27 protein-coding genes, 1 tRNA gene and 2 pseudogenes are annotated in these 25,026 nt (G+C 43.7%); 11 read left to right on the top strand and 19 right to left on the bottom strand.

All coding sequences use genetic code 11. The features are described 5' to 3' along the window. Positions 1–153 precede the first annotated feature (153 nt). A complete protein-coding gene (locus N0824_RS16620; protein ID WP_002771508.1) occupies positions 154–339 on the top strand; it encodes a PCP reductase family protein in 186 nt (61 codons plus the stop codon). Positions 340–343: 4 nt separating this feature from the next. Here N0824_RS16620 and moaA read toward each other — a convergent pair whose 3' ends face one another. Next, a complete protein-coding gene (moaA, locus tag N0824_RS16615) occupies positions 344–1,339 on the bottom strand; it encodes a GTP 3',8-cyclase MoaA (protein ID WP_108937553.1) in 996 nt (331 codons plus the stop codon). Positions 1,340–1,651: 312 nt separating this feature from the next. Here moaA and N0824_RS16610 point away from each other — a divergent pair, with 312 nt between their 5' ends. Next, on the top strand, positions 1,652–2,995 hold the full coding sequence (locus tag N0824_RS16610) for a DUF3370 domain-containing protein (RefSeq protein WP_108937552.1): 1,344 nt from the start codon (positions 1,652–1,654) through the stop codon (positions 2,993–2,995). A gap of 7 nt (positions 2,996–3,002) precedes the next feature. Here N0824_RS16610 and N0824_RS16605 read toward each other — a convergent pair whose 3' ends face one another. Together N0824_RS16605 and N0824_RS16600 are read right to left on the bottom strand one after the other, a co-directional pair. Further along, positions 3,003–3,515: a TolB family protein gene (locus tag N0824_RS16605; protein ID WP_108937551.1), complete on the bottom strand. Its 513-nt coding sequence runs from the start codon at positions 3,513–3,515 to the stop codon at positions 3,003–3,005. Positions 3,516–3,538: 23 nt separating this feature from the next. Continuing rightward, positions 3,539–3,754 (bottom strand): hypothetical protein, encoded by a 216-nt coding sequence (locus N0824_RS16600; RefSeq protein ID WP_108937550.1) that lies wholly within the window; start codon positions 3,752–3,754, stop codon positions 3,539–3,541. Between the two features lie 349 nt (positions 3,755–4,103). Between N0824_RS16600 and N0824_RS16590 the strand changes: the two genes are divergently transcribed. Continuing rightward, positions 4,104–4,177, top strand: a tRNA-Asp gene (locus N0824_RS16590). A gap of 268 nt (positions 4,178–4,445) precedes the next feature. Here N0824_RS16590 and N0824_RS16585 read toward each other — a convergent pair. After that, entirely contained in the window at positions 4,446–6,980 is a 2,535-nt protein-coding gene (locus N0824_RS16585; protein WP_108937548.1) for a glycogen/starch/alpha-glucan phosphorylase, read from the bottom strand. A 215-nt stretch (positions 6,981–7,195) separates the two neighbouring features. On the opposite strand from N0824_RS16585, the pseudogene N0824_RS21775 reads away from it, so the two are divergent. Then, positions 7,196–7,370: pseudogene (locus N0824_RS21775) on the top strand (dihydroflavonol 4-reductase); the annotation flags it as partial. Between the two features lie 71 nt (positions 7,371–7,441). Here the strand turns inward: N0824_RS21775 and crcB (N0824_RS16575) are convergent. Both crcB (N0824_RS16575) and crcB (N0824_RS16570) read right to left on the bottom strand, forming a co-directional pair. Then, on the bottom strand, positions 7,442–7,846 hold the full coding sequence (crcB, locus tag N0824_RS16575) for a fluoride efflux transporter CrcB (protein WP_108937547.1): 405 nt from the start codon (positions 7,844–7,846) through the stop codon (positions 7,442–7,444). Between the two features lie 40 nt (positions 7,847–7,886). After that, complete coding sequence (gene crcB, locus N0824_RS16570) at positions 7,887–8,276, bottom strand: fluoride efflux transporter CrcB (RefSeq protein WP_108937546.1); 390 nt, start codon at positions 8,274–8,276, stop codon at positions 7,887–7,889. 124 nt (positions 8,277–8,400) lie between these two features. Here crcB (N0824_RS16570) and rsmA point away from each other — a divergent pair, with 124 nt between their 5' ends. Both rsmA and ispE read left to right on the top strand, forming a co-directional pair. After that, entirely contained in the window at positions 8,401–9,207 is an 807-nt protein-coding gene (gene rsmA, locus N0824_RS16565; RefSeq protein ID WP_108937545.1) for a 16S rRNA (adenine(1518)-N(6)/adenine(1519)-N(6))-dimethyltransferase RsmA, read from the top strand. 17 nt (positions 9,208–9,224) lie between these two features. Further along, the gene (gene ispE, locus N0824_RS16560) at positions 9,225–10,166 is read left to right on the top strand and encodes a 4-(cytidine 5'-diphospho)-2-C-methyl-D-erythritol kinase (protein ID WP_016516845.1); all 942 of its coding nucleotides are present in this window, start codon (positions 9,225–9,227) and stop codon (positions 10,164–10,166) included. Between the two features lie 204 nt (positions 10,167–10,370). On the opposite strand, the gene N0824_RS16555 is transcribed toward ispE, so the two are convergent. Together N0824_RS16555 and N0824_RS16550 are read right to left on the bottom strand one after the other, a co-directional pair. After that, entirely contained in the window at positions 10,371–11,183 is an 813-nt protein-coding gene (locus N0824_RS16555) for an urease accessory protein UreD (RefSeq protein WP_108937544.1), read from the bottom strand. Next, positions 11,183–11,707 (bottom strand): hypothetical protein, encoded by a 525-nt coding sequence (locus tag N0824_RS16550; protein WP_108937543.1) that lies wholly within the window; start codon positions 11,705–11,707, stop codon positions 11,183–11,185. Before N0824_RS16550 ends, N0824_RS16555 begins: the two co-directional genes overlap by 1 nt. A 367-nt stretch (positions 11,708–12,074) precedes the next feature. On the opposite strand from N0824_RS16550, the gene gyrA reads away from it, so the two are divergent. Further along, positions 12,075–14,627, top strand: a complete 2,553-nt coding sequence (gyrA, locus tag N0824_RS16545) for a DNA gyrase subunit A (RefSeq protein ID WP_108937542.1) — start codon at positions 12,075–12,077, stop codon at positions 14,625–14,627. Between the two features lie 219 nt (positions 14,628–14,846). Here the strand turns inward: gyrA and N0824_RS16535 are convergent, their stop codons facing one another. After that, on the bottom strand, positions 14,847–15,377 hold the full coding sequence (locus N0824_RS16535) for a ComEA family DNA-binding protein (RefSeq protein ID WP_108937541.1): 531 nt from the start codon (positions 15,375–15,377) through the stop codon (positions 14,847–14,849). After that, complete coding sequence (locus tag N0824_RS16530) at positions 15,377–15,772, bottom strand: NINE protein (RefSeq protein ID WP_002777830.1); 396 nt, start codon at positions 15,770–15,772, stop codon at positions 15,377–15,379. The genes N0824_RS16535 and N0824_RS16530 overlap by 1 nt, the downstream gene beginning before the upstream one ends. Positions 15,773–15,973: 201 nt before the next feature. On the opposite strand from N0824_RS16530, the gene asnS reads away from it, so the two are divergent. Further along, the gene (asnS, locus tag N0824_RS16525) at positions 15,974–17,338 is read left to right on the top strand and encodes an asparagine--tRNA ligase (protein ID WP_108937540.1); all 1,365 of its coding nucleotides are present in this window, start codon (positions 15,974–15,976) and stop codon (positions 17,336–17,338) included. A gap of 162 nt (positions 17,339–17,500) precedes the next feature. Here asnS and N0824_RS16520 read toward each other — a convergent pair whose 3' ends face one another. Together N0824_RS16520 and N0824_RS16515 are read right to left on the bottom strand one after the other, a co-directional pair. Next, positions 17,501–17,824 carry a Txe/YoeB family addiction module toxin gene (locus N0824_RS16520; RefSeq protein WP_108937539.1) on the bottom strand — a complete coding sequence of 108 codons (324 nt, stop codon included), beginning with the start codon at positions 17,822–17,824 and terminating at the stop codon, positions 17,501–17,503. Next, on the bottom strand, positions 17,814–18,098 hold the full coding sequence (locus tag N0824_RS16515) for a type II toxin-antitoxin system Phd/YefM family antitoxin (protein WP_002771558.1): 285 nt from the start codon (positions 18,096–18,098) through the stop codon (positions 17,814–17,816). The genes N0824_RS16520 and N0824_RS16515 overlap by 11 nt, the downstream gene beginning before the upstream one ends. A gap of 244 nt (positions 18,099–18,342) precedes the next feature. On the opposite strand from N0824_RS16515, the gene N0824_RS21465 reads away from it, so the two are divergent. From N0824_RS21465 to N0824_RS16500, 3 genes are all read left to right on the top strand, one after another. Further along, the gene (locus tag N0824_RS21465; RefSeq protein ID WP_233256471.1) at positions 18,343–19,068 is read left to right on the top strand and encodes a PEP-CTERM sorting domain-containing protein; all 726 of its coding nucleotides are present in this window, start codon (positions 18,343–18,345) and stop codon (positions 19,066–19,068) included. Positions 19,069–19,193: 125 nt separating this feature from the next. Then, a complete protein-coding gene (locus tag N0824_RS16505; protein ID WP_004161776.1) occupies positions 19,194–19,430 on the top strand; it encodes a hypothetical protein in 237 nt (78 codons plus the stop codon). Between the two features lie 2 nt (positions 19,431–19,432). Continuing rightward, positions 19,433–19,672: a hypothetical protein gene (locus N0824_RS16500; protein ID WP_002751846.1), complete on the top strand. Its 240-nt coding sequence runs from the start codon at positions 19,433–19,435 to the stop codon at positions 19,670–19,672. A gap of 119 nt (positions 19,673–19,791) precedes the next feature. Here N0824_RS16500 and N0824_RS16495 read toward each other — a convergent pair whose 3' ends face one another. The 7 genes and pseudogenes from N0824_RS16495 to pyk form a co-directional block, all read right to left on the bottom strand. Then, a complete protein-coding gene (locus tag N0824_RS16495) occupies positions 19,792–20,151 on the bottom strand; it encodes a type II toxin-antitoxin system RelE/ParE family toxin (RefSeq protein WP_108937538.1) in 360 nt (119 codons plus the stop codon). Next, the gene (locus N0824_RS16490; RefSeq protein WP_108937537.1) at positions 20,144–20,482 is read right to left on the bottom strand and encodes a UPF0175 family protein; all 339 of its coding nucleotides are present in this window, start codon (positions 20,480–20,482) and stop codon (positions 20,144–20,146) included. The genes N0824_RS16495 and N0824_RS16490 overlap by 8 nt, the downstream gene beginning before the upstream one ends. A gap of 88 nt (positions 20,483–20,570) precedes the next feature. Further along, on the bottom strand, positions 20,571–20,858 hold the full coding sequence (locus N0824_RS16485; protein ID WP_108937536.1) for a BrnA antitoxin family protein: 288 nt from the start codon (positions 20,856–20,858) through the stop codon (positions 20,571–20,573). Continuing rightward, positions 20,839–21,075, bottom strand: a complete 237-nt coding sequence (locus tag N0824_RS16480) for a BrnT family toxin (RefSeq protein WP_233256470.1) — start codon at positions 21,073–21,075, stop codon at positions 20,839–20,841. The genes N0824_RS16485 and N0824_RS16480 overlap by 20 nt, the downstream gene beginning before the upstream one ends. Before the next feature lie 917 nt (positions 21,076–21,992). After that, positions 21,993–22,109 (bottom strand): annotated as a pseudogene (locus N0824_RS16475) (DUF29 family protein); the annotation flags it as partial. Positions 22,110–22,122: 13 nt separating this feature from the next. Continuing rightward, the gene (locus N0824_RS16470; RefSeq protein WP_108937534.1) at positions 22,123–22,935 is read right to left on the bottom strand and encodes a HEAT repeat domain-containing protein; all 813 of its coding nucleotides are present in this window, start codon (positions 22,933–22,935) and stop codon (positions 22,123–22,125) included. Positions 22,936–23,241: 306 nt separating this feature from the next. Beyond that, positions 23,242–25,017, bottom strand: coding sequence for a pyruvate kinase (pyk, locus tag N0824_RS16465; RefSeq protein WP_069474005.1), 1,776 nt, complete (start codon positions 25,015–25,017; stop codon positions 23,242–23,244). Positions 25,018–25,026 lie beyond the last annotated feature (9 nt).

The raw sequence follows: 25,026 nt of genomic DNA, 5'->3' as shown, positions 1-25,026 counted from the left end.
AGTAAAATGAGTCTTAGCTTATTGCCTATTATCGCCCCTAACTAATTGAGCAGACAGGAAAAAGTCACTATCAAGAAACTCATCATTTAATCAGCTTTCCAATAAATAGCTAATCTTTTTTGGTATAATGGACGGACTACTATTGTTAAATCTATGGAAGCTCTAGATTTTTCCGATCAACTACAATGGACCGCAGAAGCAAAAGCAAAGCTGAAAAATATTCCCTATTTTGTTCGTTCCCAAGCGCGTCAAAGGATAGAAGAATTAGCTCGTCATGCCGGTTCCGATCGAGTTACCGTGGAAATGGTGGAACAGGCTAGAGTAGAATTCGGACAGTAGATTTTTAGCCGCCAATTTGGGACATAGTACGGGTATAAATGCCACTTGATGTGCCGGAATCACGCAGTTTAAAGTTTATTTCTGCTTTCAGTTCTATTAATTCCCAGACTTTTTCCCGGATTTCTGCCGGCGAAATTCCCTGACGGAGGGCAGTTTTTAGGTCGATTTGTCCAGTTTCGTTGAGGAGACAGGGACGCAACCAACCATCGGCCGAGAGACGTAGGCGGTTGCAGCGATCGCAAAAACACTCCGACATCTGACTGATAAAGCCGATTGTACCCTTAGCCCCCGGAATTTGAAAAACATCGGCCGGACCATTTCCCCGCACTTGACCCTCATTTAAGCCCCATTTTGCCCGAATTCGCCCCCTTAATTCCTCGTTCGCAATCCAAGCTTTTTCTTGAAATAAATCACCGTTACCGATGGGCATAAACTCGATAAAACGGACGTGCCAACGCTTATCGATGGTCAAAGCCGCTAAATCTTCCACTTCTGCCTCATTTATCCCCGGAATCACCACCACATTCAATTTTAAGGGGTCAAAACCCACCCTCTGGGCTGCTTGAATACCTGCCCAAGTTTTTTGCCAACGACTCCGGCCGCGATTACCGATAATCTTATCGAAAGTGTCGGGGTCGAGGGAGTCCAAACTGATATTAATCCGTCTTAGTCCGGCTTCATACAACATTTCGGCTAAATTGTCAAGTAAATAGCCATTAGTGGTCAAGGCTAAATCGCTAGTGGCAGATAAAGAGGCGATATCGCGCACAATCTCCACTACTTCGGGATGTAAGAGAGGTTCCCCACCAGTAAGGCGAAATTTGCGGAAACCGAGGGGAATAAAGACATTTTTGACTAAAGTAAGAATTTCCTCCCGGGTGAGTAAATCTTGCGGTCGAACATAGGCCAATTCTGCATCCTCAGGCAGACAATACTGACAGCGAAAGTTACAGCGATCGATTAAACTAATCCTGAGATAGTCGATTTGGTTCCTGTTCACGGGCAAACACTGTTATAAAACTTCATGAATTTATCATAACAATTCCGGCTCGATCGATATCTAGACATCGGGCTAAGTTTCCAGAAAACCACGGTTAAATCTAGATTTTAGTCTATGATGACAATAGATTTGGTCAATGGCAAGAGCCAATAACGATTGGGAAATTTGATAATTTTTCTTGATTGTACTTAACTAAAAAGGTCAGCTAACACCAGAAAGAAATATTAACCAATCCTCTAGATATGGACAAACAGAATACTATCTAAATTGAGCGAGCCAGTAATGCTATGATCAAAAATTAATTATCTTGAGATGGTAATTTGTGTGATGTTACCTTTTTTACTACCCATTGCCCAAACTCCCCCTATTGTAGAAATAATTCGACCGGCGCAGGTGCGTCCTTTGCCGAATCAACTAGATAAAGTTCCCGTTTTTAATAGCAATAGTCCCGAATTATTGCTAGGAGAAGGGATTTTGCTTTCCACTTTTCCCCCCCAAGAGAAAAGTTTTCCCTCGGCCCATTTAAATTATGCTTTTCAGGGACGCTTTGATATTTTTGCCCACCATGTAGCCAGGGGGAATTTTCCCGATAATTTACGCACCCTTTATCTGGGTATATTACTCCACAATCCTAGTTCTAATCCCGTGACCGTTAAAATTCTGCAAGGGGCCAGTTATTTGAGTCAACCCGATGCAGCTTTTATCGATTTACCCGCACAAGTGGAAAATAATCAGGGGACGGTTTTTGCTGGGCCGGGAAGTCGGGTAATGGGGGATATTTTAATGGGGCAGCGTCAGGATATTTTTCCCGATAGGATTATTATTCCGGCGGGGGAGAGTTTTATGGTCTTAAATGCGGCGATTCCCGTCCGCGATTTAACTCCCCCTTTAAACGGTAGATCCAGTTATCTCCGTCTGGAAAGTGACGGTCTTCTCTACGCTGCTAGTTTAGCTCTTTATGCAGCCCTAGACGAAAATGGGCAGGAAAGACCCCCAAATCTGACAGAGTGGCAAAATTTGCTGGAAAAAGGCGATTTATCGACTCCGCGCGATCGATCGCCCACTCCTCCCCATAGTCAAGGACAGATAATTTATGGACGGGTAGCGGGGGTGTCCCAAGGTTCAGCTTGGCCAGCCCGATTGGTCGATCGAGCTTCTTTATGGTTAAATATTCCTGATTCTGGTCAATCTATAGCCTATGGGATTAGCACCCTACCCGGGGGCAAATTGGGAACAGAACAAAATCAAAGTGCTAGTATGTTAGTTCGCTATCCCGATACGGCCTATCAAGCTCATGGTAATTACGGTGTGGAATATAGGTTAAGTTTACCTCTATTTAATCGAAGTGATGAGGCGAAAACGGTGACTATTGCGCTAGAAACACCGATTAAAGAGGATATTATTGGGCAGGGTTTGCGTTTTCTCGATCCGGCTGCCCCACAAGTGTTTTTTCGGGGAACAGTAGCCGTCAATTATAGCGATGACCAGGGACAGGCACAAAGCAGATTTTTCCATCTCGTCCAAAGACGCGGACAAGAGGGGCAACCTTTAGTGACTCTGACTATTCCTCCCGGGGATTGGCATATAGTACAGGTAAATTTTTTATATCCACCCGATGCAACTCCTCCGCAGGTTTTAACGATTAAGACCGAGTAGAACAAGTTTAAAATTGTCCGTTAACGATCGCAATATTCCATTGACCGTCTTGGTTGGTTTCAAAGGCAATTTGGCGACCATCACCGCTAATGGTGGGATTGCGGACGCTTCCCCGCAGGTTAGCGGTTAATAGGGTTGCACGGGACTGGGAACGATCATAAACCATGACATCACTTTTACCGCGTTCGCTGGAGATATAGGCAATTAAACGACCGTCAGCATTTAGAGATGGCTGATCTTGGCTAGAATCGCCACGATTTAGGTTAGGGAGATTAACTAAGCGCTTTTCTTGCAGATCGAATAAATATATACTACGACGACCGGAGCGATCGGAAGCGAAGGCTAAATAGCGACCATCAGCACTATAACTGGGAAATTGATCGGGGGCAAAACTATTTAAACCACCGACGGGAACTTGAGGAGTGATCAAAAGAGGGGAATTACAGGCACTTATCCCCGATAACAGCCCAAAAGAGGCCAAAAACCGCCCCAGCCAGATAAAAAAAATTTTTTCTTTCATCTTGACTTTTGACCCCAAATGTGCTAGTAACTTTCTTCCTTGCCGACGGTTTTGAGGGTAAGTAGTTGATTGCCTTGACTGAGACTATCGGCGATCGCTTCTCGAATCAGGAGGTCAATACTGGTTTCAGCGAGGATTTCTTGGGCTTTTTGCCGCAAATCTGCCCCGGTATCGGCATCTACTTGGTCTAGATCGAGTAATTCCTGCGATAGCTGTTCGATCGAATTCGGGTTAGTCATAGCTCAGGCTCCCAACAAGCTTAATTACAATCCCATTGTAAAGAGGGTCCGGTCCCTAATTGGGGATTTTTTGGCTTTAATTCAGGATTGATAAGCTGTTCGTAATTTAAATTGCTTGTTGAGATCAGGCGGTCGGCAGGAGGCCGGAGATTATTTTTATTTATTCTCCCCACTCCCCCCGCAACGGCTCGCAGTGGTCTCCCCCCACTCCCCAATTCATAATTCCTCCTCTCCCCACTTCATAATTCATCATTCATAATTCATAATTCCCTCTCCCTCAAAAAAATTTTCCCAGAGGTGCTTGACATAACCCTGATGATGAAGTTACAATTAGAATTGTCGCAAAAATGGGATTGTAGTTCAATTGGTTAGAGCACCGCCCTGTCACGGCGGAAGTTGCGGGTTCGAGCCCCGTCAATCCCGTAGAAATTTAGGTTAAAGTCACCCAAGGCCAGTTAGTAAACCTCTGGCATGGTTAATTTTTCAGGGTTCAAAAATGGCGAAAATAAGGATTAAATGCCATAAAATCTGTAAATAGACCATTTAATTGATTATTATTCATTCTTAATTCTCCTGACTACTGGCTCCTGGCTACTGACTCCTAAACCTAACAGCAATTTTTGATTTTTACAAGAGTTCCATCCTGTGGGCAGTAGGATAAATAAACACGATCCTACTGCCTAGATTTGTTCTAATTTACCGATAAACCAGCATTAGCTTGAATATAATCGGGTAATTCAATTTTTACCGGTTGTACCCGCCAGATTTCCTCGCAGTATTCCCGAATCGATCGATCGCTAGAGAATTTTCCCATGCGGGCCAGATTAAGAATCGCTAAACGACTCCAATGTTCTTGATCTTTATAAGCGTGACCGACTCCTTCCTGACAGTCGATATAGGATTGATAATCGGCCAGTAACATATAGGGATCATTGTAGATAAGATTATCCACAAGCGGGCGGAATAAACTACTATCACCCCGGCTAAAAAATCCCGAACCAATGAGGTCTAATACTGCCCGCAATTCTTCGTTATGGTAATAGTATTCTTGGGGATTATAACCGGCGGCCTTCTTAGCATAAACCTCCTCAGTTGTCAAGCCAAAAAGAAAGAAATTTTCCGCCCCCACCTCTTCACGAATTTCGATATTTGCCCCATCGAGAGTACCGATAGTTAAGGCCCCATTCATAGAGAATTTCATATTACCAGTTCCCGAAGCTTCTTTCCCAGCCGTGGAAATTTGTTCGGACAAGTCGGCAGCTGGATAAACCCGTTGACCGAAGGTGACATTATAATCAGGCAGGAAAACCACTTTTAAAATTCCTCCAATTGTCGGATCATTGTCGATCACTTCTGCCACAGAATTAATCAATTTAATGATTAATTTCGCCATAAAATAACCCGGGGCTGCCTTACCACCAAAAATAAAGGTACGGGGGGTAATATCAAGATTGGGGTTATTTTTGAGGCGATGATAGAGAGTAACGATATGTAAAACGTTGAGATGTTGCCGTTTATATTCATGAATGCGTTTTACCTGCACATCAAAGAGGGTACTAGGATCAACTTTAATGCCGACTTTTTTATCGATATAATTAGCTAAATCTGCCTTAATATCGTATTTAATTCGTCGCCAAGAGTCCCGAAATCCCCCATCATCCACATAGTTTTCTAAACCGCGTAAATCCTCCAGATGTTTAATCCAATTTTCGCCAATTTTTTCGGTAATTGCAAAAGTCAAGCGGGGATTACTAGAAACTATCCAGCGCCGGGGAGTAACTCCATTGGTTTTGTTGCTAAACTTTTCGGGAAAGAGTTCATAGAAGTCGCGCAGAACATCTTTTTTCAGTAATTCTGTATGGAGGGCTGCCACCCCATTAATTGCCTGGGAACCCACACAGGCGAGGTGAGCCATACGGACGTATTTTTCGCCGCTTTCATCGATTATAGACAAACGGGACATTTTGCCGTCATCATGGGGATAAATAATGCGAATTTTATCCAAGAAACGATGGTTAATTTCGTAGATAATTTCCATTAATCGGGGTAAAAGACGACCAAAAATACTCAAAGGCCATTTTTCTAAAGCTTCTGGCAAAAGAGTATGATTGGTATAAGCGAAGGTATTTTGAGTGATAAACCAAGCTTTATCCCAATCGAAATGATGCACATCAATTAACAAGCGCATTAACTCAGCTACCCCGACGGAAGGGTGAGTATCATTCAATTGTACTGACCATTTTTGATGAAAATTATTGAGACTGGGGTTTTCATGTAAGTGAATACGAATCATATCCTGTAGGGAACAGGAAACAAAGAAATATTGCTGTTCTAAACGTAGTTCTTTGCCTTGAATTGGTTCATCGTTAGGATAGAGAACTTTACTGATATTTTCCGAGTGAACTTTATTATCCACCGCACCATAATAATCGCCACGATTAAAGCGACCAAAATCAAAAGATTCGCAAGCTTCTGATTTCCATAAACGCATGGTATTAGCGGTGTTAACTCGATAGCCGAGAATTGGGGTATCGTAGGGAATTCCTTTGACTACATAATCGGGAATCCAACGACTGCGATAATTACCATTTTCGTCGGTATAGGATTCGGTATAACCGCCAAATTTTACCTCTACCGATGATTCCGGTCGGGCAATTTCCCAGGGATTTCCATACTGTAACCACTTATCGGTTATTTCCACCTGCCAACCGTCGTGAATTTCTTGATCAAAGATACCAAATTCGTAGCGAATACCGTAACCAATAGCCGGAATTTCTAGGGTAGAAAGGGAATCTAAATAACAGGCAGCTAAACGACCTAAACCACCATTTCCTAACCCCGGTTCTTCTTCCTGGGCAATTAATTCTTCTAGTTTTAATCCCGATTCGCTGACAGCTTTCTGGACTTGTTCGTAGATGCCGAGATTAATTAAATTATTGGCCAAATGGGGACCGACTAAAAATTCGGCCGAGAGATAACAAACGGTTCTGACATCTTTTTTTAGATAGGTTTGTTGGGTGGTTAACCAACGCTGCAATAAACGATCGCGGATGGTATAAGCTAAGGCCATGTAAAGATCGTTTTTGCTGGCTAATTCCGGTAATTTAGCTTGAATATAGAGTAAATTATCCCTTAAAGCCCGTCGGATAGTTTCTGTGTCTAATCCTGTTCTATCATCTTCGATGATAATCGGACAAACAAAAGTTGACTCTGTAGATGGATCCATAGGAGTGTTTTTACTGAAGATTGACTGCTCCTAGTCTAAAATAATCTGTCTTCAAATTTTATCAAGAAAAGCTTAAATCTTGACTAAGATTTAAGGTATAGTAATGACAGAGTTAAGGTGATTAAATTTCAATTACCGAGGGGAAGTCAGGACAGGGAAAAGTTTGAGCAATGGGTGCTTTTATGACGGGTGGAGCGGGTTTTATCGGGGCGATAATCTTGGGAAAATTGCCCTCTATACCCCTTGATGGCGTGAAAATGTCAAAACAGTCCATATACTAAGATTACTCGAAGGCAGTGCAAGAAACTGGGCTTACCGCAATCGCCGATTAGACAAGCTTTAGCCGATGCCATCAATTGGTTTCAAACCAATGGAGACATTACTTATTAAGACTGGGTAGGAAAGGAAAAAATGTCCTCAATTGTGCTTAGATACTTATCTATTTTTGCGCCCTTAATAACTCATCTAGGAAAACCTGTTCTTGCTAAAATAACTCCAATTTTAAGTGCAATCATTCCCCCAAAAACACTGCCCAACCAATAAATTAAACCGAAAGTTAAGTTTCCCTGATCTAAAAATTTGTTAACCTCCAAACTATAGGTGGAAAAAGTTGTATAGGAACCACAAAAACCCGTGGCAAGCATCAATCCTAATTCTGGGGCAATTATGCGAATATTTTCCTTAACCATAGTAAAAATATATGCAATAATTAAACAGCCAGAAATATTAACAAAAAATGTTCCCAAAAATCCCCATTCTTGACCGAAGATGCTGTCAATTAATTCTGCGATATAAAAACGACTTAAAGCGCCAAAAATAGCCCCAATTGCCACGAATAAACCATAACGACCCCTGAAAAAATCCATGCTGTCTTTCCTAGCCTTAAATAGTCAATAAATTAGAGAATTAACCTAGAAAAACTTGGGCAATAGCTGCCCCGATTCTCACGGCAATCAATCCGAAAATGATACTAGCAACGGCAAAAAAAAGACTGAGAAAATTTTGTTGATTGCGCCAGAGGAGCAAGATATCTAAACTATAGGTAGAAAAGGTGGTATAGGCTCCTAAAAATCCCGTTCTAACCATTAAATCTAGTGCGTGGGAATAAAAGGGAACACTGGGTAAAATAGCCAAAAAGAAACCGATAGCTAGACAGCCGGTTAAGTTAATAATAAAGGTTCCATAGGGAAAGCGCAAGCCGAATTTTGCTTTTGTCCATTCGGTAATATGATAACGAGATAACGCCCCCGGAACCGCTCCGGCTACAATTGCGAAAACATCGTTCAAATCTGACATTGTCTCTAATTTTTTTGCTATCTTTGCCTAGGCTCTATCATAATTGATGCGGTTATCGATCGCATTGCCCATATTTTCAGGGGTGTTATTGTCGAGAACAACCCTCTGATTTTAAAATAGAGGTATGAAAATTCAACCGCGTAAACGTTTTGGACAACATTGGTTAAAAGATGAATCGATACTCGATCGCATCATCGGAGCCGCTAATTTACAATCAGAGGATCGGGTATTAGAAATCGGCCCTGGTACAGGCATTTTAACCCGTCGTCTTCTCGATGGCGCTCAATTGGTTGTCGCTGTAGAAATCGATCGAGATCTATGGACAATTTTAAATAAAAAATTTGGCCAACAAGATAACTTTCATCTCATCCCGGGCGACTTTCTTAGCCTTAAACTGGAGCAACTGCCGCCGGTTAATAAAGTAGTGGCTAATATTCCCTATAATATCACCGGTCCGATCCTCGAAAAGCTGCTCGGTTCGATCGCCCATCCCTTCACCCCCCCTTATCAGAGTATTACCCTCTTAGTACAGAAAGAAGTCGCCGAAAGATTAGTCGCTGTCCCCTCCACCAAAGCTTACAGCGCTCTCAGCGTCCGCATTCAATACCTTGCCGATTGTCAATGGATTTGTGACGTACCCCGGCGGGCCTTTTCCCCCTCTCCCCGGGTAGATTCGGCGGTAATTCAGCTTTTACCCCGTGTTTTGCCGAATAATGTCAGTAATCCAGCCTTTTTGTCCACTTTAATTAGCTGGGGTTTTGCCAACCGGCGCAAAATGTTACGCAATAATCTAAAAAATTGTCTAGATAGCGATCGATTAAGCCAAATCCTGACACAATTAGAAATTAATCCCCTCGCTCGCGCCGAAGATCTCAGTTTATCGCAATGGATTGACTTGGCGGAAAAATTAGGTCAATTGCCAAAATTTTAGATTTTTTTCCTTGACAAATGCACAGTTATACCCTTCTAGCCCCCGCTAAAATTAATTTATATCTAGAAATCGTTGGCGATCGCCCTGATGGGTTCCACGAGTTAGTGATGGTGATGCAGACGGTGGCATTATGCGATCGCATCACTCTCCGGCCCAATGGATTGCAGGAATTCCGTCTCTTTTGCTCTCATCCCCTCGTCCCCCAAGATAGCAGTAATCTCGCCCATCGGGCCGCCACTTTGATGGCGAAGGAATTCCCCCGCCTCTTTGCCAATTACGGCGGTATCGATATCACCATCGAGAAACATATTCCCGTGGCTGCTGGTTTAGCGGGGGGTTCCACCAACGCGGCGGCGGTGTTAGTTGGCATCGATTTAATCTGGGAATTAGGCTTAACCCGTCCGGAATTAGAAACTTTAGCGGCAAGATTGGGGTCCGATACTTCCTTTTGTGTGACAGGAGGAACGGTTATCTGTACGGGAAGGGGAGAAATTCTCGATCCTATCGCTCCTCTAACCGGATTATGGGTGATTTTAGCTAAATACGATCATTTATCCGTTTCTACACCCTGGGCCTACCAAAGCTATCGGCAAAAATTTCAAGATACCTATCTGTCTTCTCCAGAGGACTTTCATCACCGCCGTCAGCAGGTGAGTTCCGGGGCTTTGGTACAAGCGATCGCCCAAAAAAAACCAGCCGCTATCGGCAAATTTATCCACAATGACCTCGAAAAGGTGGTTTTACCCGAATTTCCCCTCGTAGCCGAGTTAAGACAGGTTCTGGGCGATTTAGGCGGCTTGGGAACGATGATGTCAGGCTCTGGCCCGACGGTTTTTACTCTCTGTTCATCTCAGGAAGTGGCGGAAACTATCGTTAAAGAGGCCCGGGAAATTCTCGTCGCTCCCGATCTACAATTTTGGATAGCCCCAATCACCGATACAGGCATTCAAGTGACTTGAAAAAATTAAAATTGACCTCTTGTAAAAATCAAAAATTGTTGTTAGGGTTAGGAGTCAGTAGCCAGTAGTCAGTAGTCAGGAGAATTAAGAATGAATGATAATCAGTTAAATGGTCTATTTACAGATTTTATGCGATTTAATCCTTATTTTTGAGGTTTTTGAACCCTCAAAAATTAATTATGCAAGAGGTTTAATTGACCGCCTTTACCAAGATAACCAAACTCGCGGAATAATTGCCTCTCGATCGCTCATTTCTCGCCTTAAAATTTGCCAAACCTGCTGAAACCATTGTCGCACTTCACCGCTAGAATTGCCCCGATAACGACATAAAAGACCATCTCCTAAAGTGCTAGTAACTCCCATCTCTCCTTCTAGGGAAAAATCTCTCACTTTCTCGATTAAATTTCTGCCCACCGGTTGACCGATATAAACTAAAGTACCGATCATGGCGCTATTATTTAAACCAGAAAATCCCTCGATCATTTTACCACCTAACAGGAAGGAGCGATCAAGCCATAAAGGTTGTCCCGATCGCCAAATTTCCCAATTAGAATGCCATTCTCCCGCTAAAAATTTCTCGCCTCGCGCACTGCGGCCAAAACGGGTAATTTCCCATCCCAACCAACTGCTATTTTCCCCTAAATCCACTCGTAAATGTTGGCGAAATACCGCACCATTAAAGATAATTGTTTCTTGGGGTAGCCATTCTAAACTGGCATTGTCATCGATTTTAATCTCGATTAATTGCTGTGCCATCTGACCGTTACTCTGGTAAACTTTTCCAGCAGAAGCAGTGGTAATCAGGGCATTAGTAGCGGCTTGGAGATGAATTTTTTGTTGAAGAACATCACCACCAACTATTCCCCCCGCAGTGTGTAAAATCACCGTATGACAAAGGTTTTTTCCCTCCGGATAAAAAGGTCTTTGTACTTTTAAAGGGGCGGTAGCATAGACGTGATTAATCTCGGTTGCGAGATTTTTTTGCTTGTAAATTAGTTCTAGGTTTCCCTGCCACATTATTGTTCCTCAGTCATGGTTTCTAGAAATTGCCGATAATTTTCGGGACTGAGATTAATTTTAACTTCTATTTGCTGTTCTTTATCCCTGATCAGTAAAATATATTCACTTTCCGCTTTTTTGCCGACCAGGAGAGGATTTTTTAGCTCGAATTTTTGATAAACCAGATGGGGTTTCGTCACCCGAACAACTAAACTAGGTTGGGATTGGGGATAAATGTATAATTGCTCCTGTTCCCGATCTAAAATTAATTGTTTAGGTGTCATGCTTCTTTCGTCAGCAAAAGTTGATTTATGCCAATAGAGGGTAATACCCCGAATTTGAGGCATTTGGAGGCTAAATTTTTCATCAAAACCTTGCTGCTCCCAATTAATATCTTCCAGAGAGCCAGTATCGGGAATTAAACGCTGTTGCCAGAAGACTTCCTTAAGATTTAAATCTTGCCACCATTGGCTAATAATTTGGAAATTCTCCAGATTATCGGGGTGGGGATTGGCACTTTGCCAGAGGAGAGGAGTAAGCATTTTCGGGGAATTTTTGCGCTGGGAAAATCAGGTTAATAGTCTTCGCTGGAGTTAAGGGATCATTAATCTCAATTATCATCGATTCTTGAGCTGCCGATCAGTCCATAATATTAACTCTCGATCGCATTTTTATTTTATCCTAAATTATCGAGGGAAAAACTGCTAAAAGTAGTCTTCACCATTTGCTTTTTCCTCTTGTGATCGCTGCTAACTTGACACTATTCTAAACCCCAAAAAAGAGGGATTTTATGGTAAAATAGACGTACAAATGGGCATATTCTGCACATCAAAAGGGTAAAAGCCCGATTTTTAGCGAATTTAATCACAAAAACGCTTTTTTTGCCTCGTTATTGGAGTTAACCCCCCTATGACCGCCGCCCAGGATCATGTCGTCCCCACAGACTTAAGCAATGAAATGTCCCGTTCCTACCTAGAATACGCCATGAGCGTCATCGTTGGGCGAGCCTTGCCCGACGCTAGGGACGGACTGAAACCCGTACACCGGCGCATTCTTTATGCGATGTACGAACTAGGATTAACCCCCGATCGCCCCTTCCGGAAATGCGCTAGAGTCGTCGGGGAAGTATTAGGAAAATACCACCCCCACGGGGATACTGCCGTTTACGATGCCCTCGTCCGCATGGCCCAGGATTTCTCCATGCGCGATCCCCTGATTAACGGCCATGGTAACTTCGGATCGATCGATAACGATCCCCCAGCGGCCATGCGTTATACCGAGTGTCGTCTGCACACCCTGGCCACCAACGCCCTACTACAGGATATAGAGTCAGAAACCGTCGATTTTGCCGATAACTTCGATGGTTCCCAACAGGAACCCGTGGTTTTACCCTCTAGAGTCCCGCAACTGCTAATTAATGGCTCATCGGGCATCGCCGTCGGGATGGCCACCAATATCCCCCCCCACAACCTGGCCGAGATTATCGATGGAACCGTTGCCCTCATCCATAACCCCGATCTCACCGATACGGAATTACAGCGTTATATCCCGGGGCCGGACTTTCCCACCGGGGGGCATATCCTTGGTAGAGACGGTATTCAGGAAGCTTACACCACCGGCCGCGGTTCCATTACCCTGCGGGGAGTGGCCACCATTGAAACCATCGAACAAAGGGGAAGACCCGATCGAGATGCTATTATCATCACCGAACTGCCCTATCAAACCAATAAAGCGGCATTAATCGAAAAAATCGCCGATTTGGTCAATGATCGCAAAATAGACGGTATTTCCGATGTGCGGGACGAAAGCGATCGCGACGGCATCCGGGTGGTGATCGAACTGAAACGAGATGCCTATCCCCGCGTCGTCCTCAACAATCTTTATAAACAAACGCCCCTCCAGTCCAATTTTGGGGCGAATATGTTGGCATTAGTCGATAATGAACCGAGATTACTGACTTTAAGGGAGTTTCTCCGGGTTTTCCTCGATTTTCGCCTAGAAGTTATCACCCGTCGCACCCGTTATGAACTCCGCAAGGCCGAGGAAAGGGATCATCTCCTTCAGGGTTTACTAATTGCCCTCGCTAGTCTCGATGCAGTCATTGCCCTGATTCGCAGTGCTGCCGACACAGCTAGTGCAAAAGAGGGATTAGTGCAGAATTTTGGTCTTTCAGAGGTGCAAGCGGACGCAATCCTACAAATGCAGCTGCGACGGTTAACCGCCCTAGAATCGGAGAAAATTCAGCAAGAACACGGGGAATTACTGACAAAAATCGGCGATCTTCAGGATATTTTAGCCAGAAAAGAACGCATCGACAGCATTATCGAGGAAGAACTGCAACAGATCAAAACGATTCACTCTACCCCCCGTCGCACTCATATTGAACAACGGGAAGGAGAAATCGCCGAAACTGACCTGATTGCCAACGAACAGGCCTTAATTCTCGTCACCGAACAGGGTTACATCAAAAGAATGCCCGTTAATACCTTTGAGTCCCAAAATCGGGCAACAAGGGGCAAAGCTGGCGCAAAAATGAAAGACGACGACGGCATCGATCACTTTATCACCTGCCGCGATCACGATAGCGTCCTCTTTTTCACCGATCGCGGGGTTGTCTATAGTCTCAATGCCTATCATATCCCCACCGGTTCGCGTACCGCTCGCGGGGTTCCCATCGTGCAACTGTTAGAGATTCCCAAAGGGGAGAAAATTACCTCGGTGGTGGCAGTCAGCGAGTTCAGCGAGGATAATTACCTGATTATGCTCACACAAAAGGGATTTATCAAGAAAACCGCCCTCGCTGCCTTTAGTAATATTCGATCGAACGGTTTAATCGCCATTTCTCTCGAAGACGGTGATCAACTACGTTGGGTTCGCTTGGCTAAAGAGGAAGATAGCGTCATTATCGGTTCTCGTCAGGGGATGGCCATTCATTTTAAGGCCGATAGTCAACAATTGCGCTCCTTGGGAAGGGCAACTAAAGGCGTAAAATCGATGAAATTGCGCTCAGGTGACGAATTAATTAGTATGGACATCCTGCCTAGTCAAATTGTCGCCCAAATCGCTGAATCTAACGAAGAAGAAACCGAGGACGAAAGCGAAGAAATTAACCCCGAAGTGGCTAATAATGGCCCCTGGGTGTTAGCGATTACCATGGCAGGACTAGGAAAACGGGTTCCCGTTACCCTCCTACGTCTGCAAAATCGGGCGGGATTAGGAGTCAGAGTGATTAAATTCCGCAAAAAGAACGATAAATTAGCGGCTCTGCACGTTGTTAACCCCCACGAGGAATTTATGATTATCACCGAACGGGGTATTATTATCCGTCAATCCGTCGATGCTATTACTCCCCAATCGCGATCGGCCGGAGGCATCCGGGTGCAAAAACTCGATGAGGACGATGCGATCGCTGCTGTCGCCCTAGTTCCCCCTAGTGATGGCGAGGAATCTGAAGACATTTAGATTTGCTGGGAAGTGGGGTGTGGGAAGTGGGGAGTGGGGTGTAGGGTGTGGGGTGTGGGAATTATGAATTATGAATTATGAATTATGAAGTGGGAAGAATAAATAAAAATAATCTTCTGCCTTCTGACTCCTGACTCCTGACTCCTGACTCCTGTCTCCTGTCTCCTGTCTCCTATCTCCTGACTCCTGACTCCTATCTCCTTTCCTGAGTATTTGGGATTAAAACTGAAAAAAGTGCATTAATTGGGAGATTTCCTGAGCGTCTAGGGATAAACGCCCTTTAAAATCCACAATATTCTTAAATAATCCCTGTTCTTCTCTATTTTTAATAATGGCAGCTGCCAAATTATCGCCGATCAGGGGCAGGGTGGTTAACTGCTCGATCGAAGCAGTGTTAGGATTGATTTTAGGGGGTGCGAGGTGACTTTCGGGACTATAATAGGCAAATTCTAGAATCGGCTCCCAAGCTTTCAATCTAGCCACAGGAACACTCAAAGCAGCGGCTATATCTTCAAGACAAAGCAATTCTACCCCCATACCCAGCAATTCCACCAACATCCGCGCTTGATGGATGGATATCCCCGGCAATCGCAGCCAATCATCCACACCCGCTTGACTGACATTAATTTTAATGCCCAATTGCGCCGCCATAGCGATCTCATCGAGGGAACGAAAGCGATAATAGGGATCATTGCTAATTTTGGCTTTTAAAGGGTTAAAAGTGCGCCCTAACCAGTTTTGCGGTGTCATTATAGTAGTTGTCGCCGTTTTTCTTCAAATTCGTACTCAGAAATTAATCCTTCTTGCCGGAGGCGCTCTAATTCCCTTAAAGCTGCCCCGATCGCCTCTACTTGTTTAGGCTCTAAACTGGGGACAGTGGCAGCAGCGGTGGCAGTGGGAAAATAGTTAGCGAAAAATTGGTTATCTTGGATTAAATACCACACCGCATCGATCGCGCAAGCCACCCGGGGAATCGGAGTTTGCCAAAGGAGAAGATAAATAATTCCCCAGAGAGGTTGACCGAGATAGAATTTATGAATACCGGCGATAGGAAAGGGTAAAGCGAGAATGCTGCCGATAAAAGCCAAAAAAATCGCTAATTTACGGCTTTTGGGCTTACTTAATAATTTTTCCACCAGAAGCATGAGACCTGTTCGAGATTGATTTTAGCCTGATCTGAACCTTCTATCCTAAAATACTCTTTGGTTCTAAGTAGGGAGACACAATTATTTGTAGGATGGGTTAGCGGTAGCGTAACATAATCTGGCGTTGGGTTTCATGCTTCAACCCAACCTACGTTCATCTTATATTTAATTCCACTCAGCCACTTAACATAGGGATAAGCAATGACTAGCAGAATCAAGGAAATCTTTCAGACAGGACAACCGGATCAATCCGTCACCGTGCAGGGTTGGGTGAGAACAAAACGAGAATTAAAAGAATTTACTTTCCTGGAAGTTAATGATGGCTCATCCCTGGCCAACTTACAAGTTATCCTCGAACCGACTTTACCCGACTATGAAAATGTACTAAAAACAATTAGTACAGGAGCGGCGATCGCTGTTTCGGGAAATTTGGTTCCTTCCCCGGGTAAAGGGCAAAATATCGAGTTAAAAGCGGCCGAAATCACCCTTTATGGTGACTGTCCTGCGGATTATCCCCTACAAAAAAAACGTCATTCCTTTGAATTCCTAAGAACCATTGCCCATCTGCGAGCAAGAACTAACACCCTAGGAGCAGTAATGCGGGTTAGAAACGCTTGCGCTACCGCTATACACACTTTTTTCCAAGAAAAGGGCTTTATTTGGGTACATACTCCCATTATTACCGCTAACGACTGCGAAGGTGCGGGAGAATTATTTACTGTCACCAGTTTAGATTTAAAAAAACCCGCCAATTTTGCCGAGGATTTCTTTGGTAAACGGGCCTATTTAACCGTCAGTGGACAATTACAAGCGGAAGTAATGGCCATGGCTTTATCTAATGTTTACACTTTTGGCCCGACTTTTCGCGCTGAAAATTCTAATACTTCCCGTCATCTGGCCGAGTTTTGGATGGTGGAACCGGAAATGGCTTTTTGTGATCTGGAAGGGGATCAGGATTTAGCAGAAGCTTTTCTGAAATATATCTTTAAATTCGTCTTAGAAAATTGTCCCGAAGATTTGCAGTTTTTTAACGAACGTATCGATAAAACGGTGTTAAGTACGGCCGAGAATATCGTTAATAGCGAGTTTGGCCGGATTACCTACAGCGAAGCGATCGAGTTATTAGAAAAAGCCGATCGTCAGTTCGAGTTTCCGGTAGAATGGGGCGTAGATTTACAGTCAGAACACGAACGTTATCTAGCGGAGGAACTATTTAAAAAACCCGTGATTGTCACTAATTATCCCAAGACAATCAAAGCTTTTTATATGCGTCTAGATGACAGTAATAAAACCGTTTCCGCTATGGATATTTTAGCACCCAAGATCGGCGAAATTATCGGCGGTTCCCAACGGGAAGAGCGATTAGATGTATTAATCCAAAGAATGCAGGAACAGGGAATGAATCCCGATGATTTGTGGTGGTATTTAGACCTGCGTCGCTACGGTTCCGTTCCCCACGCCGGTTTTGGTTTAGGATTCGAGCGTCTGGTACAATTCATGACGGGAATGACCAATATTCGCGATGTGATTCCTTTCCCCCGTACCCCTTTAAGTGCCGACTTTTAGAATGATGTCTAGGATCGACGGGAGAAAGGAGGAATGTAGATATTTATTAAATTGTAGCTTAGGCTACAGACTTGGAGTAGAAAATGTTTGTTGTTTCACTGTCCCCCTCTACGTTCTTTGTCCCCTTTCTCCTGTAACAGTTCTTAATGGGTTTGTCTGAGTTTAGCCTGATTGATAATGATAGCGAGCTTGTAAAAAATAAACCTTATTTCCTGTGACTTTATAAACCAAACGATGCTCTAAATCGATCCGTCGTGACCAAGTGTCGGCAGCAATATACTTAAGAGGTTCGGGTTTACCCAATCCTGTAAACGGATCGCCATCCAAAATATCTGCCACTAAGTCTAAAATTTTATCGCCTTTTTTCGGTTCGTTTCGATACCACCAAGCTAAATCTGCTTTGAAATCAGGACTAAAAACGGGCAAATAACCATGAATAGGATTTTTTTTAGGTTTATCTGGCTTATTTTCTCTTTTAGGACTCAATTCCTAACTCTCCTTTCAATTCAGCTAATGTTTGAGGAGTTGCATCTTCTGTCTGGGTCCATGCTAAAGAGCGAAATAAGCGTTGGGCATTTTCTGGCGATCGCAATAAATAAACACACTCTAATAAACTGGAAAGCTCATCTTCAGCAATTAACGCCACATTTTTCTGATTGCGACGCTTAATGACGATAATTTGAGATTCGTCACACACCTGATCTAAGATACTGGCTAAATTCATTCTCGCCTGAGAGTAGGTGGTTTCTTTGCTTAACATGATTTTTAGGGGAGACTTGTACAACCTTATTGTACAAGTCCAAGCTCTTGAACTCCCCAAAAACCCCAAAATATCGATCGCTAGTTAGGGAGAGAAATATAAAGATTTATTAAAATGTAGCTTTTGATACAGTTATGGGGGGGGGAATGTGTATTGTCTTACTATCCGCCTTCTGTACTGGGTTGGGTTGTTGCTTTACCTAGCTGCGAGAGGGCGATCGCACTTATGGAAGAGGTAACAAGAAATGAAAAATTTTAATTTAGCTGTACCTTTAGGAACAGTTTCTATCTGCTACTTGGCCCTCGCTGTTGGGTTCACTTCTTCGGCTCAGGCAGCTAGAATAGATTTTGGTGATAATCCTATTGATTTTCAGAAACCCAGAGATATGACTTTAGTACCAGCCGAGGTCGCAGTCTCAAAGGAACCTAAACGACAAAAACTGAAGAATGGCCAACAAATAATCGGACTAGAATATACCGTGAAAAGGACGGGTGTGGGTCCAATCCAAATACCGTGGGGCTTTCACCGAGAGTTTAATCACGGTGCTATGGGGGATGTGTTAGTTAGGATTTCTGGGGAAACAAAAGTAAAAGTACCAAACGGAACAGTAACGCTGATAATGAGCGGCAATATCGACGCCGACACTGATAATGGTGCAAATTTTACAAAGGAGATAAAAGCTTCAGATCCCCCTGACTTTCAGAATGTCAAATGGGATGAGAGCAAAATCATAAAAAATCTTGCAAAGGGTGATCACAGATTGTCGAAGGTGTTATTTTTTCAATGGGAAGGGGGAAATCATGGCGATACAGTAACGGTAAGTTCTTTATATGAAGTTACTGCCACAGTTCCCGAACCCAGTTCTATTATTGGTCTTGCAGCCCTCGGCACTCTCGGCGCAGCTTCAACCCTCAAGCGCAAACTAAAACCCCCTAAATCCACTGAAAAAGAAACCACAAAAGTAGGCTAAATGGCTTCTAAAAATACCATCAATACCCCTTGATTCAATCTTGAGGGGGTTTTGTTTTTTTATATCTCTTTTTTGGCAATAGATGCTATAATGAAAGGCCACTCTTTAAGATTGATTGATCGATCGTGGACTTTGAGATTATCAGCGATATTACGAATATCGAGATTATTGCCACAGGAACAGGAATTCGTAATCGGGAACGGTTGCAAAAACAGTATGGCAAAGGTAAATGGAGAAAATTAAAGGGCATAGCCCAAGTTCAGCTTCCCAATGGTATAGTAAGGTTAGCTGAAGTCCATTGGTATGAAGCTCATGGCATCGGCAAAAAAGAATTTAAGCTCAAGTTACCGTTTCTAGATTGACCATGAAAATAGAGTCATCTCCCACAAATAAGTTCGCAGTTTGTCTCAATAATGAAGGCTACGAAGCTTCACTAGAAGTTGGCAAAATATACCGCGTTATCCCTGATGAGACAGCAGAAATAAACAGTCTAATTCGGGTTATTGATGAAAGTGGTGAAGATTACGCTTTTTCTGTGAATCGGTTTCATGCTATTGAGTTACCAAAGCCAATAGAAGAGGCTTTATTATCAGTTGCCAACTAAAACCCTCTAAATTCACCGAAAAAGAAACCACAAAAATAGTATAAATTGCCTCTAAAAATACCATCAATGCCCCTTCAATCAATCTTGAGGGGGTTTATTTTTGGCATCTATTAATACTTCTAAAAATAAAAATTGTCAAACTTATTAATGATGTCTTGAATTTGCTGCGCTGTGATGTCTGTTTGGTCAGATTTGGCATAGATGAGGAGCATCAAAACACAACTATTGTCTTTAAGTTGATAGATAACACGATAGCCGCTACTTTTGCCCTTTTGAATATCGCTGTTTTTGAGGCGAACTTTAAAGACAGTGTAGCCTATTCCTGGTATTTTATCGCCGATGAATTTGCCTATCTGAAGGTCATCAATTAGGGGTTGTATATCAGTACGAATGCTCCGATAGCGTTTGGCGAGGATGCGAAGTCGATCCTTGAATTGATCGGAGAAAAGAAGCTTAATGGGGGGAATTTTTTCAGTCATCTATGCCATCCCACAGTTCAGAGATGGGATGTACTTTGCCCTCTTTAGCTTGCTGAAGAGAAATACGAAGACTGGTGAGGATGAGTTCTTTTGGTTCGTCGTCGGGATCTGTGGGTGGAGTGAGGATATTACGCGATACTAGCAATTGGTAGAAATCATCGAGCGCCATTCCCGTTAGTTCGGCTGCTTGTTCAAATTGAAGGCGTTGCTGCTGATAGAGCATGATAGCGATTTCCGTGAGCATTTGAGCTTCAGTCATTTGGACTGTTTGCAGAAGTTCAGCGGGAAGGATGAGGCTCATAGAGGTTTCATTAAGTGGCAGTAACTTCATTGTATCGCCATTAAAAAGAAACCACAAAAGTAGGCTAAATTGCCTCTAAAAATACCATCAATGCCCCTTCAATCAATCTTGAAGGGGTTTATTTTTTTGCCCGTGTTTCCACATATTCTCGCAGGACGCGATTAATACTGGTCTGATACCCCTCCTCTTGTGTGGCCTGGGTTTTGAACCAGTCTATCAGGTCAGCATCAAGGCTTAGAGTGATCTGCTGTTTGAGCGGACGACAAAATACACCACGCCGCGCCCTGCTCCAATCTCCCGTAGCCTCTGGGATCAGATCTGTGCGGATAGGCTCTTGTGATGCGTCTAGAGCGTCAATTTCAGCCTGTATCTCTGGCGGTACTGGATTAGAATCTCCCTTCTTCATAAGCCCTCCTTTCATGGGCTGTTGCCCTGGGTGCGCTAATAATTCGTCCCGTTTCCTCTCCGGTCACTGAATCAGACTCCGGCCAAGTATGCACCACAAACACAGTCAATTTACCGATCAGTCCGATAGTCTGCCAGCGTTCTTCCTCTGGGTATGGATCAGGACGGCTGACAGCGAGAGGAGCGGTAAAAACATATTGAGCGGCTTCAAAGCTCAAGCCGTGATCGCGCTTGTTTGTCCGATTTTTGTTGTCGTCCCATGTCCATTTCAATTTTACTCTCCAAATGTAGCTATATTAGAGTTCTTGCATAATTAATTTTTGAGAGGGCAAAAATGAGAAAAATAGACATAAAATTGCATAAAAGCCCTAAATAGAGCATTTAATTGATTAATGCTCATTCTTAATTCTCCTGACTCCTGAATACTGGCTCGGAGACTCCTCACCTAAGGTCAGATTTTTGATTTTTGCAAGAGGTCTATTATGGTTACTACATTAATTTTTATCAACATTGTATTTGCGCTAACGCAATCGCAATAAAATTTACCCCTGTCGAGATGATAACATTATCCAGATATAATGCCAGTATCACTACCGATTTAGCAGCAAGAGCAAGCTAAACAAATTAGTCATCATCAAAAGATAACAGTTTGAGCGGTATGTGTTAATTATCATCCCTTTCGGCTCCGCCACAGCTTCACCCCTCAAGCACCAACTAAAACCCTGCCAATTCATCGAAAAAGAAACCACAAAAGTCGGCTAAATTGCCTCTAAAAATACCATCAATGCCCCTTCATTCAATCTTGAGGGGGTGTATTTTTGGCATCTATTAATACTTCTAAAAATTGTCAAACTTATTAATGATGTCTTTGTCTTGGATGCAGGGTGAGAGCATCTCAAAAGCTATTGACAATTGGCTAATTTTGTGATCCGCATGGGCATTTCAGATGATACCAGTCAATCAGAATAGTTACGAAATCTTAACATTTGGTCGATTTTTGCTTAACAATTGAGATAGCAAATTATCCTCAAATATGCCAGAATCGCCCTCTGGGTAAGCAGCTCACACAAAGTTTATTTTGTCAAGGATTGTTAAGATGCGCTTGCCCTGTAGAAACTTAGCCTAAGACTACCCAACTTTCTATCTCCTCGATCAAGTTTTCCCAGTCAACTTTATCAAAGTTTTTTGGTTTTAACAGAGTGATTGTTTCGTTCAGCCACCCAACATAATCGGTTTGAATTAGATAAAAAATAAGCAATTATTGATTACAATAAACTATCCATTAAAGTGAGAATTCCGGAGATATTTTCGCCGCTAGAATTGGTTTTTAGATGGTTTTCTAAAAGTTCCTTGAGAGCAACCAGTTTCAGACTATTTTCCGCCAAAGTATTAGCGATCGCAGGAGCAGCCGGCAGATAACCCGTAGCGCCCAAATCCATTAAAGCAGAACGACGCAGCTGTAATTCTTCCCTTTGCAAAGCCTTAATCAGAATATCGCCATAGTAGGAGTTAGCTGTGAGTTGATAGAGGGCGCGAGCAGCCGCATAACGGACTTTTTCGACGAAATGCTTTAAAAATGGTTCGATCAGGGGAATCGCTTCCGTCGCTTGCAGGGTTCCCAAGGCTTCGATAATCGCCTCGTAGGGTTGGACTAAATGGGGTTTTCCCGCCACTAAAACAGCCCCTTCGATGCCGCCCTCTAATAGTTTCCTTAAAGGTGCGATCGCTTTTTGATCCTGAAGCATTTCCAATGCCTGGGCAGCGGATTCGCGCACATAATAATCTTCGCAGTCGAGACAGGCAATCAAGGCGGGAACACAACTGAGATCATCTAATTTCCCTAAAGCGCTGGCGGCATTGCGTCGCAGGGGATAACCGCCGTCGGGAGTGCGATCGCTTTCGTCCTCTAAAGCGGCAATTAACGCCGAAATCGCCTCCGGTTGACGAACACGAAATCTACCCAACCACCAAGCGGCATAATAACGCGCTCCTAGGTCTTCTCTTTGCTGGATATTAGCGATCGCTTGTTCAACAGTATAGGCCGGATTATCGACGGGAGGAGAGTAAGAATCGCTCATAGACAAGTGAAAATGGGTTTTGGGGAATTGTGAATTATGAATTATGAATTATAGACCTCTTGCAAAAATCAAAAATCTGACCTTAGGTGAGGAGTCTCCGAGCCAGTATTCAGGAGTCAGGAGAATTAAGAATGAGCATTAATCAATTAAATGCTCTATTTAGGGCTTTTATGCAATTTTATGTCTATTTTTCTCATTTTTGCCCTCTCAAAAATTAATTATGCAAGAACTCTAATGAAGTGGGGAGCAGGGAGTAGGTAGAATAAATAAAAATAATCTCCTGACTACCGACTCCTGACGACCGACTCAGTTTTTCATAGTTGCCGCACCCTTGCCAATACCAGAATAAATTAAACCCCGTTGAGCATCGAGACTAATGATCACCCCTTCGCGGATAATTTTCGTGGCATCTTTAACCCCGACAATAACCGGAATACCCAATTTTAAACCGATAGTAGCGGCGTGATTATTCATCGCCGTATCTTCGGTGATAATTCCGCCAGCTTTCCGCATCATATCCACATATTCGGCGCTGGTGGTGGGAACGACTAAAATCTCCCCGCTGCTAAAACTACCCACTTCCCGGGCATTATGGGCCACTCGCGCCCGGCCACTAGCCACACCCTGGCCGATACCTGTACCCTTGCCCAAAAGGGATTTTACCACTTCCACCTTAATTAAATCCGTGGAACCGGCCACCCCTTGCAGAGTTCCCGCCGTCATCACCACTAAATCACCATCTGCGAGGAGGTTATTTTCCTGGGCAAGATTCATCGCCACTTGAAAAGTTTGGCTGGTGGAGGGTAAATCGAGTAATAACATCGGTTTTACGCCCCAAACTAGCTGTAACTGCTGTGCCACTTCTCGATGGGGAGTAACGGCTAAAATCGGGGTTTTGGGGCGAAATCGGGAGACATTACGGGCAGTAGAGCCGGTTTTTGTCAGGGTAATAATTGCCGCTGCCCCCAATTGTTCGGCAATTTGACTAACTGCCGAGGAAATAGCGTTAGGAATCGATTGTTTATTGTTAGAGCGAGCGGCACTATTGATCTGTTCCCGTTCGATCCTTTCGGCAATGCGGGCCATGGTTGCCACCGCTTCGATGGGATAATGACCCACAGCCGTTTCATTGGAAAGCATGACCGCATCAGTGCCATCTAAAATCGCATTAGCCACGTCCGAAACCTCGGCGCGGGTGGGACGAGGATTACTGGCCATACTGTCAAGCATTTGAGTGGCGGTGATAATCGGGATGCCTAGCTGATTAGCAGTATTAATCAGGCGTTTTTGCAGGATTGGCACGTCTTCGGCTGGTAATTCTACTCCTAAATCTCCCCTGGCCACCATAACACCATCACAGAGGGATAAAATTGCCTCCATTTCCTCGATCGCTTCGTGTTTTTCAATTTTAGCGATCACGGGGATAGATTTACCCGCGCTGGCGATTAATTCTTTAATTTCGAGTATATCTTGGGGATTACGCACAAAACTAAGGGCGATCCAATCCACATCCCACAGCAGTCCGAACATTAAATCTTTTTTGTCCTTATCGGTTAAAGCTTTCACCGACAGATAAACGTTGGGAAAATTTACCCCTTTATTACTGGATAAGACACCCCCAACCACCACGCGACAGGACAGGTCTCCTTTCAAACGATCCACTGATTCCACCCGCATTTCGACCTTACCATCATCGAGGAGAATTCTCGAACCTTCTGGGACTTCTTGCGCCAGAGAGGGATAGCTAATGGAACTGATTTCCTGATTACATTCCACATCCCGAGAAGTCAGGATAAAGGGTTCCCCGGGTTTCAGGGTAATCGACCCACAGGCAAATTTACCTAAACGAATTTTTGGTCCCTGCAGATCCTGAAGGATGCCAATCGGTTGATTGAGTTCAAAGGCTAACTGACGGATCAGGTTAATGCTGTGACGATGGTAATCGTGATCGCCATGGGAAAAGTTTAATCTAAATGTCGTCGCCCCCGCCTTGATCATCTGACGTAATGTTTCCTTATTTTGCGAGGCTGGGCCAATCGTGGCCACAATTTTAGTGCGACGGGGGAAAGACAGAGAGTGCATAGATAAGCA

Source organism: Microcystis sp. 0824 (assembly GCF_003112475.1).
GTDB classification, from domain to species: domain Bacteria; phylum Cyanobacteriota; class Cyanobacteriia; order Cyanobacteriales; family Microcystaceae; genus Microcystis; species Microcystis aeruginosa_C.
Note: the sequence above shows the minus strand (reverse complement) of the source record. Positions and strands in the feature narration are given on the sequence as shown.

Excerpts from the sequence above, each read along its gene's own strand:
- N0824_RS16620 (WP_002771508.1), top strand. The coding sequence starts at position 154 with ATGGAAGCTCTAGATTTTTCCGATCAACTACAATGGACCGCAGAAGCA.
- N0824_RS16610 (WP_108937552.1), top strand. The coding sequence starts at position 1,652 with ATGGTAATTTGTGTGATGTTACCTTTTTTACTACCCATTGCCCAAACT.
- N0824_RS16605 (WP_108937551.1), bottom strand. The coding sequence starts at position 3,515 with ATGAAAGAAAAAATTTTTTTTATCTGGCTGGGGCGGTTTTTGGCCTCT.
- N0824_RS16600 (WP_108937550.1), bottom strand. The coding sequence starts at position 3,754 with ATGACTAACCCGAATTCGATCGAACAGCTATCGCAGGAATTACTCGAT.
- N0824_RS16585 (WP_108937548.1), bottom strand. The coding sequence starts at position 6,980 with ATGGATCCATCTACAGAGTCAACTTTTGTTTGTCCGATTATCATCGAA.
- crcB (WP_108937547.1), bottom strand. The coding sequence starts at position 7,846 with ATGGATTTTTTCAGGGGTCGTTATGGTTTATTCGTGGCAATTGGGGCT.
- crcB (WP_108937546.1), bottom strand. The coding sequence starts at position 8,276 with ATGTCAGATTTGAACGATGTTTTCGCAATTGTAGCCGGAGCGGTTCCG.
- rsmA (WP_108937545.1), top strand. The coding sequence starts at position 8,401 with ATGAAAATTCAACCGCGTAAACGTTTTGGACAACATTGGTTAAAAGAT.
- ispE (WP_016516845.1), top strand. The coding sequence starts at position 9,225 with ATGCACAGTTATACCCTTCTAGCCCCCGCTAAAATTAATTTATATCTA.
- N0824_RS16555 (WP_108937544.1), bottom strand. The coding sequence starts at position 11,183 with ATGTGGCAGGGAAACCTAGAACTAATTTACAAGCAAAAAAATCTCGCA.
- N0824_RS16550 (WP_108937543.1), bottom strand. The coding sequence starts at position 11,707 with ATGCTTACTCCTCTCCTCTGGCAAAGTGCCAATCCCCACCCCGATAAT.
- gyrA (WP_108937542.1), top strand. The coding sequence starts at position 12,075 with ATGACCGCCGCCCAGGATCATGTCGTCCCCACAGACTTAAGCAATGAA.
- N0824_RS16535 (WP_108937541.1), bottom strand. The coding sequence starts at position 15,377 with ATGACACCGCAAAACTGGTTAGGGCGCACTTTTAACCCTTTAAAAGCC.
- N0824_RS16530 (WP_002777830.1), bottom strand. The coding sequence starts at position 15,772 with ATGCTTCTGGTGGAAAAATTATTAAGTAAGCCCAAAAGCCGTAAATTA.
- asnS (WP_108937540.1), top strand. The coding sequence starts at position 15,974 with ATGACTAGCAGAATCAAGGAAATCTTTCAGACAGGACAACCGGATCAA.
- N0824_RS16515 (WP_002771558.1), bottom strand. The coding sequence starts at position 18,098 with ATGTTAAGCAAAGAAACCACCTACTCTCAGGCGAGAATGAATTTAGCC.
- N0824_RS21465 (WP_233256471.1), top strand. The coding sequence starts at position 18,343 with ATGAAAAATTTTAATTTAGCTGTACCTTTAGGAACAGTTTCTATCTGC.
- N0824_RS16500 (WP_002751846.1), top strand. The coding sequence starts at position 19,433 with ATGAAAATAGAGTCATCTCCCACAAATAAGTTCGCAGTTTGTCTCAAT.
- N0824_RS16495 (WP_108937538.1), bottom strand. The coding sequence starts at position 20,151 with ATGACTGAAAAAATTCCCCCCATTAAGCTTCTTTTCTCCGATCAATTC.
- N0824_RS16490 (WP_108937537.1), bottom strand. The coding sequence starts at position 20,482 with ATGAAGTTACTGCCACTTAATGAAACCTCTATGAGCCTCATCCTTCCC.
- N0824_RS16485 (WP_108937536.1), bottom strand. The coding sequence starts at position 20,858 with ATGAAGAAGGGAGATTCTAATCCAGTACCGCCAGAGATACAGGCTGAA.
- N0824_RS16470 (WP_108937534.1), bottom strand. The coding sequence starts at position 22,935 with ATGAGCGATTCTTACTCTCCTCCCGTCGATAATCCGGCCTATACTGTT.
- pyk (WP_069474005.1), bottom strand. The coding sequence starts at position 25,017 with ATGCACTCTCTGTCTTTCCCCCGTCGCACTAAAATTGTGGCCACGATT.